Source organism: Shouchella rhizosphaerae (genome assembly GCF_900142675.1).
GTDB lineage: Bacteria > Bacillota > Bacilli > Bacillales > Bacillaceae_D > Shouchella > Shouchella rhizosphaerae.
In genome coordinates, this window is sequence record NZ_FRBS01000003.1 from 105,127 (window position 1) to 122,543 (window position 17,417).

Annotated in this window: 16 protein-coding genes and 1 other annotated feature; of the genes, 1 reads left to right on the top strand and 15 read right to left on the bottom strand. The window is 45.8% G+C overall.

What is annotated here, in order from left to right; all coding sequences use genetic code 11:
* Positions 1-8: 8 nt before the first annotated feature.
* From minD to BUC05_RS09665, 12 genes are all read right to left on the bottom strand, one after another.
* Entirely contained in the window at positions 9-803 is a 795-nt protein-coding gene (gene minD / locus BUC05_RS09610) for a septum site-determining protein MinD (RefSeq protein WP_011247453.1), read from the bottom strand.
* A 29-nt stretch (positions 804-832) separates the two neighbouring features.
* On the bottom strand, positions 833-1,516 hold the full coding sequence (gene minC, locus BUC05_RS09615; protein WP_011247454.1) for a septum site-determining protein MinC: 684 nt from the start codon (positions 1,514-1,516) through the stop codon (positions 833-835).
* Positions 1,517-1,596: 80 nt separating this feature from the next.
* On the bottom strand, positions 1,597-2,121 hold the full coding sequence (mreD, locus tag BUC05_RS09620; RefSeq protein WP_011247455.1) for a rod shape-determining protein MreD: 525 nt from the start codon (positions 2,119-2,121) through the stop codon (positions 1,597-1,599).
* Positions 2,118-2,999 carry a rod shape-determining protein MreC gene (gene mreC, locus BUC05_RS09625; RefSeq protein ID WP_011247456.1) on the bottom strand — a complete coding sequence of 294 codons (882 nt, stop codon included), beginning with the start codon at positions 2,997-2,999 and terminating at the stop codon, positions 2,118-2,120. Before mreC ends, mreD begins: the two co-directional genes overlap by 4 nt.
* Positions 3,000-3,010: 11 nt before the next feature.
* Positions 3,011-4,045 (bottom strand): rod shape-determining protein, encoded by a 1,035-nt coding sequence (locus tag BUC05_RS09630; RefSeq protein WP_011247457.1) that lies wholly within the window; start codon positions 4,043-4,045, stop codon positions 3,011-3,013.
* A gap of 236 nt (positions 4,046-4,281) precedes the next feature.
* On the bottom strand, positions 4,282-4,974 hold the full coding sequence (gene radC, locus BUC05_RS09635; protein ID WP_011247458.1) for a RadC family protein: 693 nt from the start codon (positions 4,972-4,974) through the stop codon (positions 4,282-4,284).
* Positions 4,975-4,987: 13 nt separating this feature from the next.
* A complete protein-coding gene (locus BUC05_RS09640) occupies positions 4,988-5,563 on the bottom strand; it encodes a Maf family protein (RefSeq protein ID WP_011247459.1) in 576 nt (191 codons plus the stop codon).
* Between the two features lie 277 nt (positions 5,564-5,840).
* Positions 5,841-7,787, bottom strand: coding sequence for a S9 family peptidase (locus tag BUC05_RS09645; RefSeq protein WP_011247460.1), 1,947 nt, complete (start codon positions 7,785-7,787; stop codon positions 5,841-5,843).
* A gap of 141 nt (positions 7,788-7,928) precedes the next feature.
* Positions 7,929-9,020, bottom strand: a complete 1,092-nt coding sequence (locus BUC05_RS09650; protein ID WP_011247461.1) for a hypothetical protein — start codon at positions 9,018-9,020, stop codon at positions 7,929-7,931.
* 56 nt (positions 9,021-9,076) lie between these two features.
* Positions 9,077-9,796 (bottom strand): prepilin peptidase, encoded by a 720-nt coding sequence (locus tag BUC05_RS09655; RefSeq protein ID WP_011247462.1) that lies wholly within the window; start codon positions 9,794-9,796, stop codon positions 9,077-9,079.
* 145 nt (positions 9,797-9,941) lie between these two features.
* Entirely contained in the window at positions 9,942-11,252 is a 1,311-nt protein-coding gene (locus BUC05_RS09660) for a bifunctional folylpolyglutamate synthase/dihydrofolate synthase (protein ID WP_073304669.1), read from the bottom strand.
* A gap of 65 nt (positions 11,253-11,317) precedes the next feature.
* The gene (locus BUC05_RS09665) at positions 11,318-13,960 is read right to left on the bottom strand and encodes a valine--tRNA ligase (RefSeq protein ID WP_035201804.1); all 2,643 of its coding nucleotides are present in this window, start codon (positions 13,958-13,960) and stop codon (positions 11,318-11,320) included.
* 38 nt (positions 13,961-13,998) lie between these two features.
* Positions 13,999-14,224: a binding site (T-box leader), on the bottom strand.
* 150 nt (positions 14,225-14,374) lie between these two features.
* On the opposite strand from BUC05_RS09665, the gene BUC05_RS09670 reads away from it, so the two are divergent.
* Positions 14,375-14,587 (top strand): hypothetical protein, encoded by a 213-nt coding sequence (locus BUC05_RS09670; protein WP_011247465.1) that lies wholly within the window; start codon positions 14,375-14,377, stop codon positions 14,585-14,587.
* Here the strand turns inward: BUC05_RS09670 and BUC05_RS09675 are convergent.
* The 3 genes from BUC05_RS09675 to BUC05_RS09685 all read right to left on the bottom strand — a co-directional run bounded on the left by BUC05_RS09675 (position 14,537) and on the right by BUC05_RS09685 (position 17,416).
* Positions 14,537-15,301, bottom strand: coding sequence for a DUF2231 domain-containing protein (locus BUC05_RS09675; RefSeq protein WP_035201806.1), 765 nt, complete (start codon positions 15,299-15,301; stop codon positions 14,537-14,539). The genes BUC05_RS09670 and BUC05_RS09675 overlap by 51 nt on opposite strands.
* A gap of 247 nt (positions 15,302-15,548) precedes the next feature.
* Positions 15,549-16,547 (bottom strand): spore coat protein YsxE, encoded by a 999-nt coding sequence (ysxE, locus tag BUC05_RS09680; RefSeq protein ID WP_011247467.1) that lies wholly within the window; start codon positions 16,545-16,547, stop codon positions 15,549-15,551.
* Positions 16,544-17,416 carry a hypothetical protein gene (locus tag BUC05_RS09685; protein ID WP_035201808.1) on the bottom strand — a complete coding sequence of 291 codons (873 nt, stop codon included), beginning with the start codon at positions 17,414-17,416 and terminating at the stop codon, positions 16,544-16,546. The genes ysxE and BUC05_RS09685 overlap by 4 nt, the downstream gene beginning before the upstream one ends.
* Position 17,417 lies beyond the last annotated feature (1 nt).

Consider the following 17,417-nt stretch of genomic DNA (forward strand, 5'->3'; position numbering starts at 1 on the left):
AGATTCTTTTAACGGACTCCAAACAGCCGTTTTATTTTTGAAAACATCGTATTGCTTTCCTCAATCGCCATTAATGGGACTGTTTCCCCCAAAATTCTTCTTCCAATGTTGCGGTAAGCAATTGACGCTTTACTCGATGTATGTAGGGCAATGGGCTCGCCTTTATTCGAATGTTTAATGACCTGGTCATCATCGACAACAATGCCAAGTAAATCAATAGCAAGAATAGAGGTAATTTCATCTACATCTAGCATTTCACCATTTTTTACCAAATGATTGCGAATACGGTTCACAATTAGCCGTGGGCGCTCAATATTTTCTTGTTCAAGCAACCCAATAATCCGATCAGCATCGCGGACAGCAGACACTTCCGGTGTCGTGACGACAATTGCTTTATCAGCACCGGCAACTGCATTGCGGAAACCATGCTCGATTCCCGCTGGACAATCGATAATAACATAATCATAGTCTTCTTTTAATTCGTTGACCAGGCTTTTTAACTGCTCCGGCAACACATCGGTTTTATCTTTCGTCTGTGCCGCAGGTAACAAGTACAAATGGTCGAACCGCTTGTCTTTGATAAGCGCCTGCTTTAATTTGCAGCGGCCCTCCACTACATCTACCAAGTCATAGATAATCCGATTTTCCAGTCCCATCACAACGTCAAGATTCCTCAGGCCAATGTCTGCGTCGATTAAGCATACCTTTTTGCCTGATAGCGCAAGCGCCGTTCCAATATTCGCTGAGGTTGTCGTTTTGCCGACTCCGCCCTTGCCGCTTGTTACAACGATCGCTTCACCCACGCTCTCATCCCCCTTTTTCTTTTGTCAATCTAGGAAACGGCTTCTTTGTTGATTTCCGCTGCCACATCCAAAAGCCGCTGCACTCGTTCAATGCGAATGCTACCGTTCACCTCATCTAGAAAAGCTGCTTTCATATGATCCTCTACAGCCTCGTCTTTATCGACAAAATACAGCGATTCGTCTGCAATTTGTAACCCAGCAGGCGCCATCATTGCCGCACAAATGCGGGCATCTCGTTTGCCTTCAAACCCGGCATGAGCACGCCCTTTTAAAGCGCCCATTACATAAATGCTCCCTGTAGCCGTCAGAAGCCCACCGGGATTAATGTCGCCGACAAGTAAGACATTTCCTTTGACATGGACGACTTGTCCAGAACGAATCATTCTCGTTAAAGTCGTTGTTTGCGCATGCTCCTTCATCAATTGTGCTTCTTCCCAAGAAATGACGCCAGAGTCATAATGCTCAATCCGCATATTACGGCCTTCTGTGACAACCGCTTCTAGCTGCGCTTTATCTTCTTCATTTAAATATCGGTTGCCCAAATCCATTTTAACGTAAACCGGCCGTTCTTCTTCGCCACTTTTGTAGTAATTGGCCGATAGTTTGTCTGTAAGCTCTTTTATTAATTCATCAAAAGAACAGCGGTCATCTAAAAGAAACGTCAACCCATCCTTTGTGCCTTTGATGGTGACGAATGATTTTCCACGTGTCATCCATTATCACCTCGGTACCTATCTCTTTGTCGTTTCGTTTCTATCAAGACTAGTTCCACACGATCCGCCAAACTCCTGCTTTAGCGCTGGCGAATGCGCGCTTGCTCTAAGACATGGGCAGCGAGTTTACGCACAGGGAGAACAATGAGGATCGCAAAAGCGCTGTTTAACACAAGTGTTGGCAAAAGCCGGTCCATAAAAAAGGTGCTTCCTTGCATTTCTGTTACGCCCAAAACATAAAATAGGCCATATTGGTAGTATTCAAACGCAAAAACAGCAACAATAGCGAGCACGACAGCCCAAAGCGCCGATTCCTTTACAGCTTTTAAAGGAACCGCAAGCGCATAGCCGAGGCAAGCAAAGCCAAACGTATAGATGCCAAGATAGTTTGTATAAACGACATCAAAGATTAGCCCAAATGCAAGCCCGTACAACATCCCTACCTGCTTGCCAGAATAAAGGCCAATCAGCACAATAACGATAAGCGCGAAGCGAGGAACGACAATTTGGTCAGAGCCTGTATAATTGAGAAGCAAATTAGGCAACAAAGAGCCCTCTACAACGAGTAAAAAGAGAAGAACGAGCGAAAAGTACGTTCTGCTCATTCCGCCTCACCTTCTTCAAGCAGCTCTTCATCCATAGAAGGTAGATGACGCTGGACGATGAACACATAATCGAGTGCTGAAAAATCTGCTGTAGGACGAATGTATACATTTTGAGAAAGACCATATTCGTCTGCTTCCGTATGGTCGACTTCTCCTATCAACAAACCAGCAGGGTAGACATCGCCAAGGCCTGAAGTTGTTACGGTTTGTCCTTCTTCAATTTCGCTTTCCACGTCAACTTTGCGCATGATCAATAAATCATTTTCTTCATCATAACCTTCAATGAAGCCGACAGCCGTGTCATCCTCAAGCACTACTTGTGCCGACACCCGGTTTGTCGGATCATTGTCGCTGAGCAGTTGTACGTAGGATGTAAACTTGCTCGTCCGGCTTACTTTGCCGATTAATCCACCTCGGGAATCAACGACGGCCATGTCGGCAGTGACTTCGTCAGTTTGCCCGCGGTTTAAACCAACGTATTGTTCCCAAGCGTCTGGAGAACGGTTAATGACAACCGCAGAGATTTGATCATAATCGTTTAGCGTTTCGTCAATCCCCAGCATATCGACTAAACGGGCATTTTCTTCTTTTAGGAGGTCCCGTTCCACCGAGATTTGCGTATACTCTTCAAGCCGGGCCCGCAAAAGTTGGTTTTCATTATAGACGTCAAAGATTTCCTGAATGTTTTCATAGATGTCGCCAACAAAATGGGCGGGCCGGGCAAAGACATTTTGCACCCACCCGATTGCATCGCGCATAATTTGTTCCGGCTCTGACAAATCCCGATCCCGATTCATCGAGAATCCAATTAACGCCACTAGAATGATAATGCTCACCAGTAAGACGATAAGCTTTTTATTGGAGAAAAAAGACCTCATCCCTTACACCCTTACTTCCAGTCCGATCTTGTTTGGCTACTTGACTTGCCCCGGAACAAGTGAATGTTTTCCAACGCTTTTCCTGTGCCAATGGCCACGCAGTCAAGAGGTTCTTCAGCGACAATGACCGGCATATTCGTTTCCTCACTAAGGACTTTGTCCAAGTTGCGCAACAGCGCCCCTCCACCAGTTAAAACAATGCCACGGTCCATAATATCAGCAGCAAGCTCAGGCGGCGATTGCTCAAGCGTGCTTTTTACTCCGTCAATAATTGTTGCCACTGTATCCGCCAGTGCATTGGATATTTCTTCGGCTGTCACCGTAATGGTTTTCGGCAGCCCAGTCAACAAATCACGGCCACGTATATCCATCTCACCATTTTGCTCGTCGTCGGAACTGGCCGAACCAATTTCCAACTTTAACGTTTCAGCAGTCCGCTCGCCAATCAATAAGTTGTATGTCTTTTTCACATATTGAATAATGGCATCGTCCATTTCATCGCCAGCGACACGGATTGACTGGCTCGTGACAATTCCTCCTAAAGAAATGATCGCGACTTCCGTCGTGCCACCGCCAATATCAACTACCATGCTTCCTGTTGGTTCCCAGACAGGAAGATTGGCGCCAATCGCAGCCGCAAATGGCTCCTCCAGCGTATAGGCTTCTTTAGCCCCTGCTTGTTTTGTCGCATCTTCAACCGCCCGTTTTTCGACAGCAGTAATGCCTGAAGGCACACATACCATGACAGCCGGTTTTTTACTAAACATCGAGCTGTTCTTCATTGCCTGTTGGATAAAGTATTTTAACATTGTCGCCGTCGTGTCAAAATCTGCAATTACGCCGTCTTTCATCGGACGGACGGCAACGATGTTCCCTGGCGTACGGCCAATCATGTTTTTAGCGTCATTTCCGACTGCTTGAATCGAATTGGTATCGGTTCTTAGCGCGACTACCGATGGTTCGCGTAGCACAATTCCTTTTCCTTTTGTATAAACGAGTGTATTTGCTGTTCCTAAATCGATTCCAATATCTTTGCTACCAAACATTTTATATGTACTGTCCGACCAAAATACAGCCGCTATTACGCTGGCTGCTACCCCTAATGATCAAACAGAAAGCCTCCCTTTATTACACGTAGGTTCGTGTCTTTTGTTTTTTGTATTCATAGTGTGAAACATCGCTTGTCATAATATGAAATCATACCCATTATTATATCGAATAACTGCAAAAAAAAATAGCCTTAAAGTTCCCCAGGCATAAAAATCTGTCCAAAGTCTGAAACTCACGAAATTGTTGCGAAAAAACCACGTTCTTTTAGGCTAATAAAACAACCATCACCAACAATAATATGGTCGAGCAATTCAATTCCGAGAATGGCTCCAGCTTGACGCAAACGCTTGGTAACACTGATGTCTTCCGGGCTTGGACTTGGGTCTCCGCTAGGGTGATTATGGAGGCAAATGACAGAGGCAGAGGATGATTGAAGGGCTTCTTTAAATACCTCCCGCGGATGGACAATGCTCGCATTGAGGCTGCCAATAAAGAGTGTTTTTTGCTTTATCACATGATTTTTTGTATTTAAATACAATGCTACAAAGTGTTCTTGTTGTAGGCCGCGCATATCTTCTGAAACGAGCTCTGCGGCATCTTCAGGCGAGGAAATTACGGGCCTCACAAGCTTGGTTTCTCTCTGAATTCTCCTGCCTAGTTCAATCGCAGCAGACAATTCAATTGCTTTAGCCATCCCAATACCTGGTACTTTTTGAATTTCTTCTAACGGCGCTTCACTGAACATCGCCAACGTCGGAAACTGGCTCAATAACGTAGACGCTACATGTAGCGCCGAGCTTTGCTTCGTGCCTGTTCGAAGCAAAATCGCGACAATCTCTTGATTTGACAATGCTTTGGCCCCTTCACGGATAAACCGTTCCCGGGGGCGCTCTGTTTGTGGTACATCGCGTATAAGCAACGTCATCATCCAACCCCTTTTAACCGATATTCGGATAGATATGAAATTTTTCCAATGCTTTTGCTGTTTTTGAAAGAGGTAGCCCCGCTACTGTATAAAAATCTCCTTCTATTCGCGAGACAAAAATGGCGCCAAAGCTTTGAATTCCATATGCTCCAGCTTTATCAAGCGAATCACCTGATTGCAAATAGCGTTCTAACCGCTCTGGTGTCAGTTCGTCAAACGTCACTTTGGCTGCATCAGAAAAAACATGTTCTTTATTTCCATGTAGGATGGCAACACCTGTATAAACGGTATGGGTGCTATTCGACAATGCCATGAGCATCGTTTTTGCTTCTGCCACATTCGCCGGCTTGCCTAAATGCTTGCCATTATGGACAACAATTGTGTCAGCGCCAAGAACGACGGCATTCGGATGATTAGCTGCGACTGAAGCCGCCTTTCGCCTCGCTAGCTCTTTTACAATGGTGTCATTCTCCCATGTTGGGTCAAATGTTTCCTCTACATTGCTTGGTTGGGTAAAAAATTGATAGTGGCATTGCTTTAAAAACTCGCTGCGCCTCGGGGAACTTGAGGCTAATAGAAAGGTATTCATGAAGTCACCTCTACATCGTTTTTATCTAGTGTACAGGTTCTTCGTTAGTTTACCAAATCGTGTACTGGAAAAACAAGACTGTTTTTTAGAGAGAATATACATGAAGGCAGCGTATAAGAGTGCCAAACTTGGCGTCCGCCTTATGAGGGACGATTTTTCACCGTAGCTAAAATAGGTTCTCCTTCAGTAAATCGAACCGCTCGCAAATAAGGAAACATAGTGGCGAGCGGCATCGATCGCTACTGCTTTCAAATATAAACACTTAGCCTATAACGTGTCATAACCGCTTGGAAAACCAATCTGCTATCGCATTGAGACGTTCAATCCGCAAATTCGGCTTACCACTTCTTGACAGTTCATGATTAGCTTCCGGGAAACGGATAAATACAGTCTCTTTCCCATGCTTTTTCAACGCAATAAACAATTGCTCTGCTTGTTCAATCGGACAGCGATAGTCTTTTTCACCGTGCAAAATAAGCAATGGCGTTTCCACGTTTTCAACGTATTTGAGTGGCGAATGGGCCCACAGTGTTTCGATATCATGCAAGTCTGCTTTTATTTGCCACTCTGAAAAATAGTAGCCAATATCGCTTACGCCATAAAAACTAATCCAATTGGATATCGAGCGTTGCGTAACAGCCGCTTTGAACCGATTCGTATGGCCAACAGCCCAATTTGTCATAAAGCCACCGTAACTTCCCCCAGTCAGACCGATGCGCTCCTGGTCAATCCAGTTATGTTGGCCAATTGCAAAATCAAGGACATCCATTAAATCTTGGAAGTCCCCTCCGCCATAATCGCCACGGACCGCATCAGCAAACGCTTGCCCGTACCCAAGGCCACCACGGGGATTGGTAAACAACACGCCAAACCCTTTCGCGCATAATAGTTGAAATTCATGAAAATACGTACGGGCATACATCGCATGGGGACCGCCATGTACTTCTAAAACAAGCGGATACGTTTTTCCTTCTTCAAACCCAATCGGCTTCATTAGCCAACCTGCGACAAAACTGCCATCTTCCCGTTTATAACAAATTTCTTCTAGCTCGCTAAACTCATACGTACGCCGCGGTTGGTCATTGAATGACGTATGTTCATGAAGCGTCCCAGTAGCAAGATCAAGTCGGTAAGCCTCGCTAAGCTGTTTGACGTCGCTTATCGTCACAATCGCTTGCCCTTTTTGAAAATCAAATCCATTTATGTGACGCTTTTCATGCGTGACCTGATTCACTGTGCCATCGAGGCGAAACGACCAAACATTTACATCGCCTTCTTTTGAAACAAGCGCATAAATGGACTGACCATCTTCTCCCCATTTCAGCCCATTTGATCCAATATTCTGTAAAAAATCCCCAATTGCAACGTCGCCAATCGAGGCATCCAGTTGGCTGGAAAGCAAACGGATTTCTTGCTTTTGGCAATCATAAACATATAGCTTCGTCAATGTCGCGTTTTTGTATTCTCTCTCATGGCCTAGGAGAGCGACATAAGAACCATCAGGTGATACGGATCCGCTTTGCACGACCATTGGTTCCTTTGTGATTTGCGTTTTTGCTCCCGTATCCAAGTCAATAAACCAAACATCGACAGCAAAAGTAAAATCATTGTTTTCGTTATGGCTGCCAGCTACAAGGACAGCGCGTCCATTTGCTGAAAAGTCAATTACATTTACGTCAGCAGGGCTGTCTGTTACCCACTTCCACTTTTTTGTGGCAATGTCGATTACGCCAATTTGTTTCAAGCTGCCATCAAACAAACCTCTTTCGTCTGACTTATATTTCATTGCCTCTACCACTAATGGCTTTGGCCAATCATTGCTTGTCCCTGTTTCTTCAGGCTGTTTATAAGCAGCAAAGGCAATTTTGCTCCCGTCAGGTGACCAAAAAAACGCGTTAACGCCATTTTCGAGATCTGTCAGCTGTTCAGCTTCCGCCATGCCTTGTTTTACATAAACTTGCATTTTTCCAGTCCGGTTTGAGAGATAGGCAAGCGCCCCAGTTGAGGACCATTTTGGTGAAATATGCTTATCGTTCCCAAATGTCCATTGAGAAACGTGACTACTTTTTTGCATGTCCAGTCCGTAAATATTGGCTATGTAGTCATTTTTTTGCTTGTCCATTTTTGTGACAACAATTGCAGCACTCTTGCCATCAGGCGCTACTGCTGGGCTTGTCACTGTTGTTAATTCATATAGTGTCTCTGCAGATACGCGGCTTTTCATCAAAGCATCCCTCCTGTTTACCATTATAAACAGAAACTTCGAGTATAGAAAGAATAATAAGGAATAGAATGTCACCGCGTGTCTTTTATCCGTCTAAGTGGGGGCATCGACAATCTTAAAAAGAACGCTCAAAAGCGTTCTTCAATGTTTGATCGCAGCGATGGCATTTTCATAATCGCTTAATGCCTGCAAAAGTGCTTGCTGTGTTGCCCATAATAGTGGTTCTTCCACGTTTTCTTGGTACGATTCAAGATTAGCTGTTGCTTCAGAAAGAGCATCACTCATCGCCAATGCGAATGGTTTGGCTTCCTCGCCTAACTCGGAAAACGCCCCATCACGGTTGGAACGTAGCTCTGCAACCGCTGTATTCAACTGCTGCAGCTGTTCTTGGTTTAAAGGAGAGTTATCAGTTGCTAACAACTGGCTAGAGGACAAGTCTGCGAGAGCGCTGTACAAAGAATAAGCGTCAGTGAACCAAGCAGCGGCTGCTTCTCCGCCGGCTTCAGGCACGCCTCCTTCGACCGTATACGTTTTCACATAGACTTCTTGACCTGCGTTTGACACAAGCGTGCCAAGCTCTTCGGCGCGGGAACGGTCCCCGGCAACGCCAACAAACATAAACCATGGCTCCTCCTGGCCGATTAATGTCGCTGGCAGCCCTTTTGCTTTTGTTGACTGAATGACTTGCTCCGCTTGGCCTGGCTCGTCAAATGCTGCGCCTTGCACAACATCCACTTGCATTGTCGGAAAGGCAACCTGGCCACTAGCAGCCACCGAGACTGCTTGTGGTGTCTGATCTTGAGCAGGGCTTGCAATGACAAATTGGTAGAGGACAGCCCCTAATCCTACGCCGACGACAATCGCTGATACAACAGCAGCGACTATGTTCCACGGAAACGCTTTTGCCGTCCAGTTTGTAGGACGCTTCCGTTTTTTTGGAGGCAGCTTTGGCGACTTTGAACGGTTGCCATCATCCCAAAAACGTTCCTCTTGTCCACGTTCTTCCCGTTTTCTGTTTAAATCAATGACTTTGTCCGGCTTCGGCAAAAATTCATCCTCACTGCTGCTTTCGTTTATCGTTTCTTCTGGTTTTTGAAAAGGCGTCCCATCCCATGTCAATACTTCCAGCGGTGGGCTTTCTTCTTGTTCACTCGTTTTAGCGGGTGTCTTTTTGGGCGGCAGTGGTTCGTTGTGATCAAAGCGAAAAGACATCGTTTTTTTGTTGTTTTCCATTTTTTATACACCCCTTTCTGCTTTTATCTATATGAGGCTTGTCTATTTTTAGAACGTCAAATCCTAGCCGCAAAATAAACAAGCAATGCTGCGGCACTGATAAATGGCGCAAAAGGGATTGCCGTGTTTGGTGCAAACTTTCCTACTACCGTTTTCGCTCCTACAAATAATAAAGCCAAACAAGCAGCACAAGCGACCATAGGCAAAAACAGCTTTGGCCCCAGCACAATAGCAAGCACGACAAATAATTTCAAATCCCCACCGCCCATGCTTCCATTGAGGCACGCAGCTACGAGAATAAGAAGCATCATTGCTGTACTGATTGCACTAAGCCACGAAAAAGGTACTGGCACGACACACAAGCGCAAAAAAACAAGAGGAATGGCAAAAAACAACAACACCATATTCGGGATCATCATCCGGCTATAATCAGTCATTGACACTAAGAGAAGCATAGCGATGAGAAGAATGGAAACAACCAATTCAAGGCGAAGACCTATCAAAAGCCAGGCAAGCAAATACAAACCAGCGCTGGCGATTTCGATAAGTGGATAGGAGATGGAAAGAGGCATTCGGCAATGTTTGCATTTTCCAGATTGGATGACATACGAAACAATCGGAATCAACTCAGACGGCCCTAATACGCGGCGGCAGCCCTCACAACGCGACCGTCCCCAAAAACTTAAGCGCAGTGGCACCCGTGTTGCCGCTACATGGAGGTAAGAACCCATTAGCCCTCCACAAATAGCAGCATAACAGGATATGACGAGAGACATCTTCACCTCTCCTTCCTTTTCGTCTTCGTTTTTCGACGAAAATAGCCTAATTCCTGCAAAAATGTTTCAATCTTCTAGTGAATATCGCCATTTTTAACTCATGTGAGACGAGCCGCAAATGAAAGCCTGCTGCATTATAAGTACGTCACATGCCTTCTTTGTGAGAAGCCAACAATTGCCGCACCTCTGAAATAAAATAAAGGGACCCTGTCACAACAAGGACATCCTGCTCGCCAAGGTTTTCCATCATTGTTTTGAGCGCTTTTCGCCAATCAGCTGCTACCTGCTTTCGCTTGACTGGTGCTTGTTTGAATAGGTCTTCAGCATTCGCAGCACGGTGGAAGTCGAAGCTTGTGAATGAAAATGCTACTTCAAGGCCGCTTGTTGCAAACGGCTTTAACAACACGTTCATGTCTTTTTCTTTTGTCGATGCAAGCAATACATGGATGCTCTTGTCGCTAAAACGTTCTTGTAAAGCAGCTGTTAGGGCTAAAAAGCCTTCTTCATTATGAGCTCCGTCTAAGACGATTGGTGGATTCACTTGGATAATTTCAAACCTTCCTGGCCAACTTGTGTTGGCAATCCCGATTGCCTTGGCTTCCTTCCCGATCTGCCGCTTCAGTGAATTGCTGAGCAACGAAACAGCTTTAAGGGCAAGCGCGGCATTTTTATGTTGGTGTGCCCCGTAGAGCCCAGCATGATAACGAACGGCTTCCTCGTCCTTTTCCTCTTTGTATGTAAACGTTCGTCCTTGAAGGCTCTCAACAAAAAACGTTTCATTTAACTGGTGCAAGGGACTTCCTATTTGGCGAGCTGTCTCGGAAATAACTGTATACGCTTCTTCCCCTTCGACACCGGAAATAACCGGAATGCCTGGCTTAATAATGCCCGCTTTTTCATAGGCAATTTCCGCCAGAGTATGGCCGAGAATGTGCATATGGTCGTGACCAATCATGGTGATAATAGATAAAACAGGCGTCACTACATTGGTGGAATCGAGTCTGCCACCTAGGCCGACTTCAATTAAACAAATGTCCGGTTTAGCGACTTCGGCAAAGTGGTAAAACATCATCGCCGTCAGCACTTCAAACTCTGTTGGCGACCCAAGGTCAGACTGTGCCACTTCCTCGACAATCGGCTTTAGGCGCTGGGCAGCTTGAAGCAAATCACGATCGGAAATGGGCACACCGTTCACCGAAATGCGCTCTGAAAACTGCTCAATGTAGGGCGATGTAAACGTGCCGACTGAAAAGCCGTCCGCTGTAAGGATGTGACGTAAAAAACTGACAGTCGAACCTTTTCCGTTGGTGCCGGCGACATGGACGGCCGTCAGCCTTTGTTCTGGGTGGCCTAACGCTTCAAGCATCCATTCCATTCGCTTTAATCCTGGCTTTATGCCAAAAGGCAATAGCGAGTGGATCCATTGTACTGCTTCCTCTGCTGTTTTCACTTCCATCCCCGCTTTCCTAATCAGTCTGTTTGAAAAAAACCCAGCGAACGGCCGCTGGGCTAAAAAATGCGTTATGCCTTCAGTTCAGCGATGCGCTCAATCACCGTTTGCCGCTTCGCTGCGTAATCTTGCTGTTTGGCTTTTTCCTCTTCTACGACATGGGACGGCGCTTTTGCAAGAAAGCCTTGGTTGTTTAACTTTTTCTCAATCCGTTCAACTTCCTTGTTTAACTTATCTAGTTCTTTTTCTAACCGCGCCACTTCTTTATCTAAGTCGAGCATGCCAGCCAACGGCAAGAATAGTTCCATTCCCGAAAGTGCATGGGACATAGCCTTTTCTGGTGTAGCCAAGTCGACCGCTATATCGAGCAGACTTGGATTGGCAAATTTCTCAATATAAGCGACCCCTCTTTGGAGCCGTGCCGCCATTTGTTCGTCTTGCGGACGGATCTTTAGCTCAATTTGTTTGCTCATTGGCACATTTAGTTCCGAGCGTGTTGTCCGGATGGCATGGATGAGCGATTTAAGTGCTTCCATGTCTTCTACGGCTTCCTCAAAAACAAGAGATTGATCGTACACTGGCCAGTTGGCAACGGTAATCGATTCGCCCTCATGAGGAAGATGCTGCCATATTTCTTCCGTAATAAATGGCATAAACGGATGGAGCATCCGCATCGTTTGGTCAAGGACATGAGCTAACACAGAACGAGTTGCCTGTTTTGCTTGCTCATTTTCCCCATAAAGGGCGAGCTTTGCCATCTCAATGTACCAATCACATACATCGTCCCAAATGAACGAATAGAGTAATCTTCCAGCTTCGCCGAATTCGTAAGCATCGATTAATCGAGTCACCGACTCTACCGTTTCTTGCAAACGCGTTAAAATCCACTTGTCCGCAATTGACTTTTCTTGGTTAATATCGATGTCGCTATAAGAGAAACCATCCATGTTCATTAAGGCAAACCGGGAAGCATTCCAAATTTTATTGCCAAAATTCCAAGTCGACTCAACTTTTTCCCAGTAAAAACGCAAATCGTTTCCAGGTGTGCTGCCTGTTGCCAAGAAGAAACGTAAAGAATCAGCGCCATACTTGTCAATAACCTCTTGCGGATCGACGCCATTGCCAAGAGATTTGCTCATCTTCCTTCCTTCCGCATCACGAATCAGACCGTGAATAAGCACGTCTTTAAATGGCCGTTGGCCAGTAAAGGCTTTGCCTTGGAAAATCATCCGCGATACCCAGAAGGCAATAATGTCATAGCCTGTCACTAACACATTAGTCGGGTAGTAACGCTTATAGTCAGGCGCTTCCTCGTCAGGCCAGCCCATTGTTGAAAAAGGCCAGAGTGCAGAGCTAAACCAAGTATCAAGGACGTCTTCATCTTGACGCCAGTTTTCGCTGTCACGAGGAGGCTCTTTGCCAACATAAATTTCGTTTGTTTCTTTATGGTACCAGGCTGGAATTTGGTGACCCCACCACAGTTGTCTCGAAATACACCAATCGCGGATGTTTTCCATCCAGCGTATATATGTCTGTTCAAACCGTTGCGGCACAAATGTCACTTTTGTATCAGCATGTTCTTGAAGCTTCAATGCCTCTTCTGCTAACGGGCGCATCTTCACAAACCACTGTGTTGATAAGTATGGCTCTACTACAGCGCCGCTACGTTCTGAATGGCCGACAGAATGGAGATGGTCTTCAATTTTGAAAAGAACTTGTTGTGCTTGCAAATCTTTGACAATCTGCTTCCGGCACTCAAAACGGTCCATTCCTTCATACTTCCCTGCTTTTTCATTCATCGTGCCGTCTTCATTCATGACAAGGACACGAGGCAAGTTATGGCGGTTGCCAATTTCAAAATCATTAGGATCGTGGGCAGGCGTAATCTTGACAGCGCCAGATCCAAATTCACGATCTACATAATCATCGGCAATGATCGGAATCTCTCTTCCTACAATTGGCAGTTTGACCATTTTTCCAATTAAATGCTGGTACCGTTCATCATCAGGATGCACAGCTACAGCTGTATCACCTAGCATGGTTTCGGGCCGTGTCGTGGCAATTTCGATTGAACCGCTTCCGTCGCTAAGGGGATAGCTCATGTGGTAAAACGCCCCTTGGACGTCCTTGTAAATGACTTCAATATCAGACAGAGCCGTTTTTGTTTGCGGATCCCAATTAATAATATATTCGCCTCGATAAATAAGCCCTTTGTTATATAGACTGACAAACACTTCTTTTACCGCATCGGACAGCCCTTGGTCTAGGGTAAACCGTTCTCGGCTATAGTCAACGGAAATGCCGACTTTTGCCCATTGCTCCCGTATAAACTTAGCGTATTCGTCTTTCCACTCCCACGATTTCTCTAAAAACGCCTCGCGGCCAAGGTCGTATTTGGAGATGCCTTGTTCCCGGAGTTTCCCCTCTACTTTTGCTTGCGTAGCAATGCCTGCATGGTCCATTCCAGGCAGCCACAGCGTGTCGTACCCTTGCATCCGCTTCGTCCGTGCTAGGATATCTTGAATGGTCGCATCCCAAGCATGCCCTAGATGAAGTTTTCCTGTTACATTTGGGGGCGGGATGACAATCGAGTAAGGTTGTTTATCAGGGTCACCTGTCGCCTCAAAAAATTTTCCTTTGAGCCAATACGTATACCATTTTTTTTCGGTTGCGCTTGGATCATACTTAGTTGGCATCGAGTGCTGTTCTTCCATTTTTTATCCTCCTTCACGTAAAAAAACCCCCGTTCATCTCAAAGGACGAAGGGAGTGTTCGCGGTGCCACCTTTGTTCACGGCATACTTGTAACCGTGCAGCTCGACTTTTTTGTAACGGTCAAAAACCGATTCCGCTTACTAACTCGTTCAGCGGAACAGCTCACAGGCGACCTTCAAACGCTTGTAGCCTAGGAAACTTCCAGCCTTGGTTTCCCTCTCTTTGAGGCACAGCCATTCTACTCTTCCTGCTCATCGCTTTTTATAGGATATGTCCGTATTTTACCGTTTGCCAGTGCAATCGTCAATAACAGCTTTGCCGGATAAGCGTTTTTTATACGAAGCCTTTCTTGGAGCACGCAAATAAGCAATGTTTGCATAAACTATTGCAAACCATTCACAGGAGGTCATGAACATGGCTAAACGGTTTCGGGGCTTTCCGCCTCCACACCCACCACATTGCCCGCCGAAAAAAGGATGGGGATTTAAAAACATTTTGCTCCAAGTGCTGCCGCCTATTATTGTTTTCCAACTTCTGCGCACCCTCTTTTTTCCGACTACGTTTGATTTGATTGTGTTAACTGTTATTATTGTTTTGTTTTTCTGCCTCTTCCTGCGTATTTTTTAAAGTGGCTGTAGCGTGTGGGGGAGGTGGCAAGGCTACCGGCATTTGCCCACCTTGCGTTTGTTCCTGTTGTTCCTCTAAAACGTATTTAAGGCGCCTTGCGCCAAACCAGCCGACAACGGACAGCACAAGGAACAACAGGCTACTCGGGAAGTCCAATATCACTGTAAGAAGCCCATCCCAAAGCCTCATTGCCGTAAAAAACAGCAACACAGCGAGCAGCTGACTTGCGACACCAGCTACTTTCCAAATGTTCGCGCGTTTTTTTTGCTTTGTGCCATGCACCATATAGATGCCTGCAAGGCCAAAAACAGCGAGTAACACGAGGGGAAACAATGAAAATTTTGTCGCTTGCACAGTGGCATCAAAAAAGCCAATAAATTGGACGATTGTCTGGACAGCAAAGGCAACCGCCAAAATGAGCATGCCTGTTGCAAGCGCTTGGGCTACTTTCAGTTTTGCAGGCTGCTTCGGTATACCTAAAAGCCGTTGTTGACAATAAGCAGCGACACTATGCTTTTGTACATGAAGAGGGAGGCGGCGCTGTTCAAGCTCAAGCCATTCAGCAATGATTTCAGCGAGGACTTGATTCGCCTGCCGCGAAGAAATCGGCGCTGAATAGATATAATGGGATACTTCTTCAAAAAGAAGTTGGTTTTCTTCGCTTAGCTTCTCTGCTTTCGTTCTAATATCGTTTGCGCGCAACATGTTGCCCACAGCTCATTGACACCTGCCTTTGCTCCTCATCGTTGTATTTTATTAAGATCTAGACTCTTTCATTTAACAGGAGAGCGGATTGTTTTTCAAGCTTTAACATTGCAGCAAAGCATTAACGCAAAAAAGGAATGCACACCCAATTGTCAACTAGTTGCCAGAAATGAATAGACAACCTATATTCCATGGAGCCTGATTTTTTTATTTCTTCGGTGGCAAAGAAAAAGCCTTCAGAGTGAAAGCTGAAGGCTTATGCTTCCTTTTTTTCTTCGGCTGGAGCAAGTTTGGACACAAAACGCTGAACTTTGCGCATGGCCATGATCCGCTTCTCAAGGCGCCGGACATGCTCAAGTTCGTTTCCCCCGTGCCTATAATCGCCGATCGCGTAATAAATTGGATCTGGATACAATAAGTACGCACAAAGGAGATGCTTTTCAGAATCAAGCAATGGCAAATGTTGCTCATAGCGATGCAACCAACGGAACACTTCATCCTCTTCCCATAATGCGTAAGGAAAGCTGCGTCGGCAAAAGGCGGCCAAGTCCCGTGCTGGTGTGTCTAAACTTGCTTGTTCAAAATTAAACAACAACAGTTCGTTTGTTTCGGTCGCCATTGCATGGTGACGAGAAAGCCTTCCATGTGTCAGCACGCTTCTATAGGAACGTTTTTCTAAAGTTGCTTCGTACCATTTTTCCAACTGGTTGCGCGCCCCTTCAGCAAGCTGTTCCAGCAAGCCGTAATGGGTTAAAAACGTTAACTCAAAGGGCGAAATATAACGATTCTGTTCAGCTTGATCAGCAAAACGGGACATTTCTAAAAAATGCCTGTCCCAACGAGCCAACAACCGTTCACACGATCCATCGAGTGACTCTTTTACAGCTGGCTGTGTCTTTACCGTTATGCGGTGGATGACACCAAGATGATCTGCAATCGTTTCTTCAATCGAGACGCGGCTTTGATAGTCAACCTCATTGACCCACGGCATTAAATAATAGCTTTTATCCCCAGCAAAAAGCGTATACTCGCCAAACTTCGTTGGCAAAACAGGGATAAATTGCCTGAAACGAAGCTTTGTCAACTTGCGGATCGCATGAACAAATTCATCGGCGCGGATTCGGTCAATATCCGTCTCCTTTAAAGCAAATATGCCTTGGTCCGTCTCTACACGGATTAACTTCTGGCCGACTTGTTCGATTGCCCTTGGCTGTAAATCATAGTAAAACAAAATGGCTTCATAGAGCGGATTCATACTTTCACCCTCTTTTCATCTAGCCAATTAGCAAATGCTGAAACAAACGTCCTTGTTTTGTCCCAATCGGAAACGGCACGTTCCACTAACACTGCCAGCTCTTTGTCGCGATTGCCTGATGCGTACGACAACAACGGGTCAAGCTCATGCACTTGCAGCCCTTCTGCCAACAGCGCCTTTTTTTCTGGCGTTGTCAATGCTGCTTGTGCATCCAATGCATCGAGCAACGCCCAAAATGATTCTTGTCCATGTTCAGCGTACCAGTTCTTTAAAAAGCGCATCATTGAACCGTATCCTACTTCAGGAGGCTTAGTCGTCCCTTTCACTACAAGCATATGAAAGAGAATTCCAGACTGTTCAGGCGCTTCGATCTGAGCCATTACCGGTTGCTTTTCCTGCGCTAGTTTTTCAGCTTTTGCCTGACGCTTCTCCGCTTCCTTCCACAATCCTTTTACAACCTTTTGTTGTTCAGGCTCGAGGCTGGGCAGCAGGCACTCCAATTCTGCCAAAGGTTTGGCCCTTTCTTCCCTATCCTTGCTTTCCTTCCTCCCGTTCGCCACCATAGCTCCTAATAGCGTGCCCCACTGCTGTTCATACCCTTTTTGCAAACAGCTAGGAACGATGTGGTCATGAACCGTGACGTACCGGCCATCCACTTTTATAAAAGGCTTTCCGTCTTTTGTGCGAATCATGCGATCCATCAAGACAGTTGGCGTGACGCTGCAACTGTCACGCCAATTTGTATGCCAATCCAATAACGCTTTATCTTGCCAGTATTCAAGCCGTTTTGTCCCATAGTCTGTCAAGAGCTGATCGTTTTCCAGAGTGGCATCTCCAAACCCGTAGCGTGCTTTCAATTGCTCAATCATT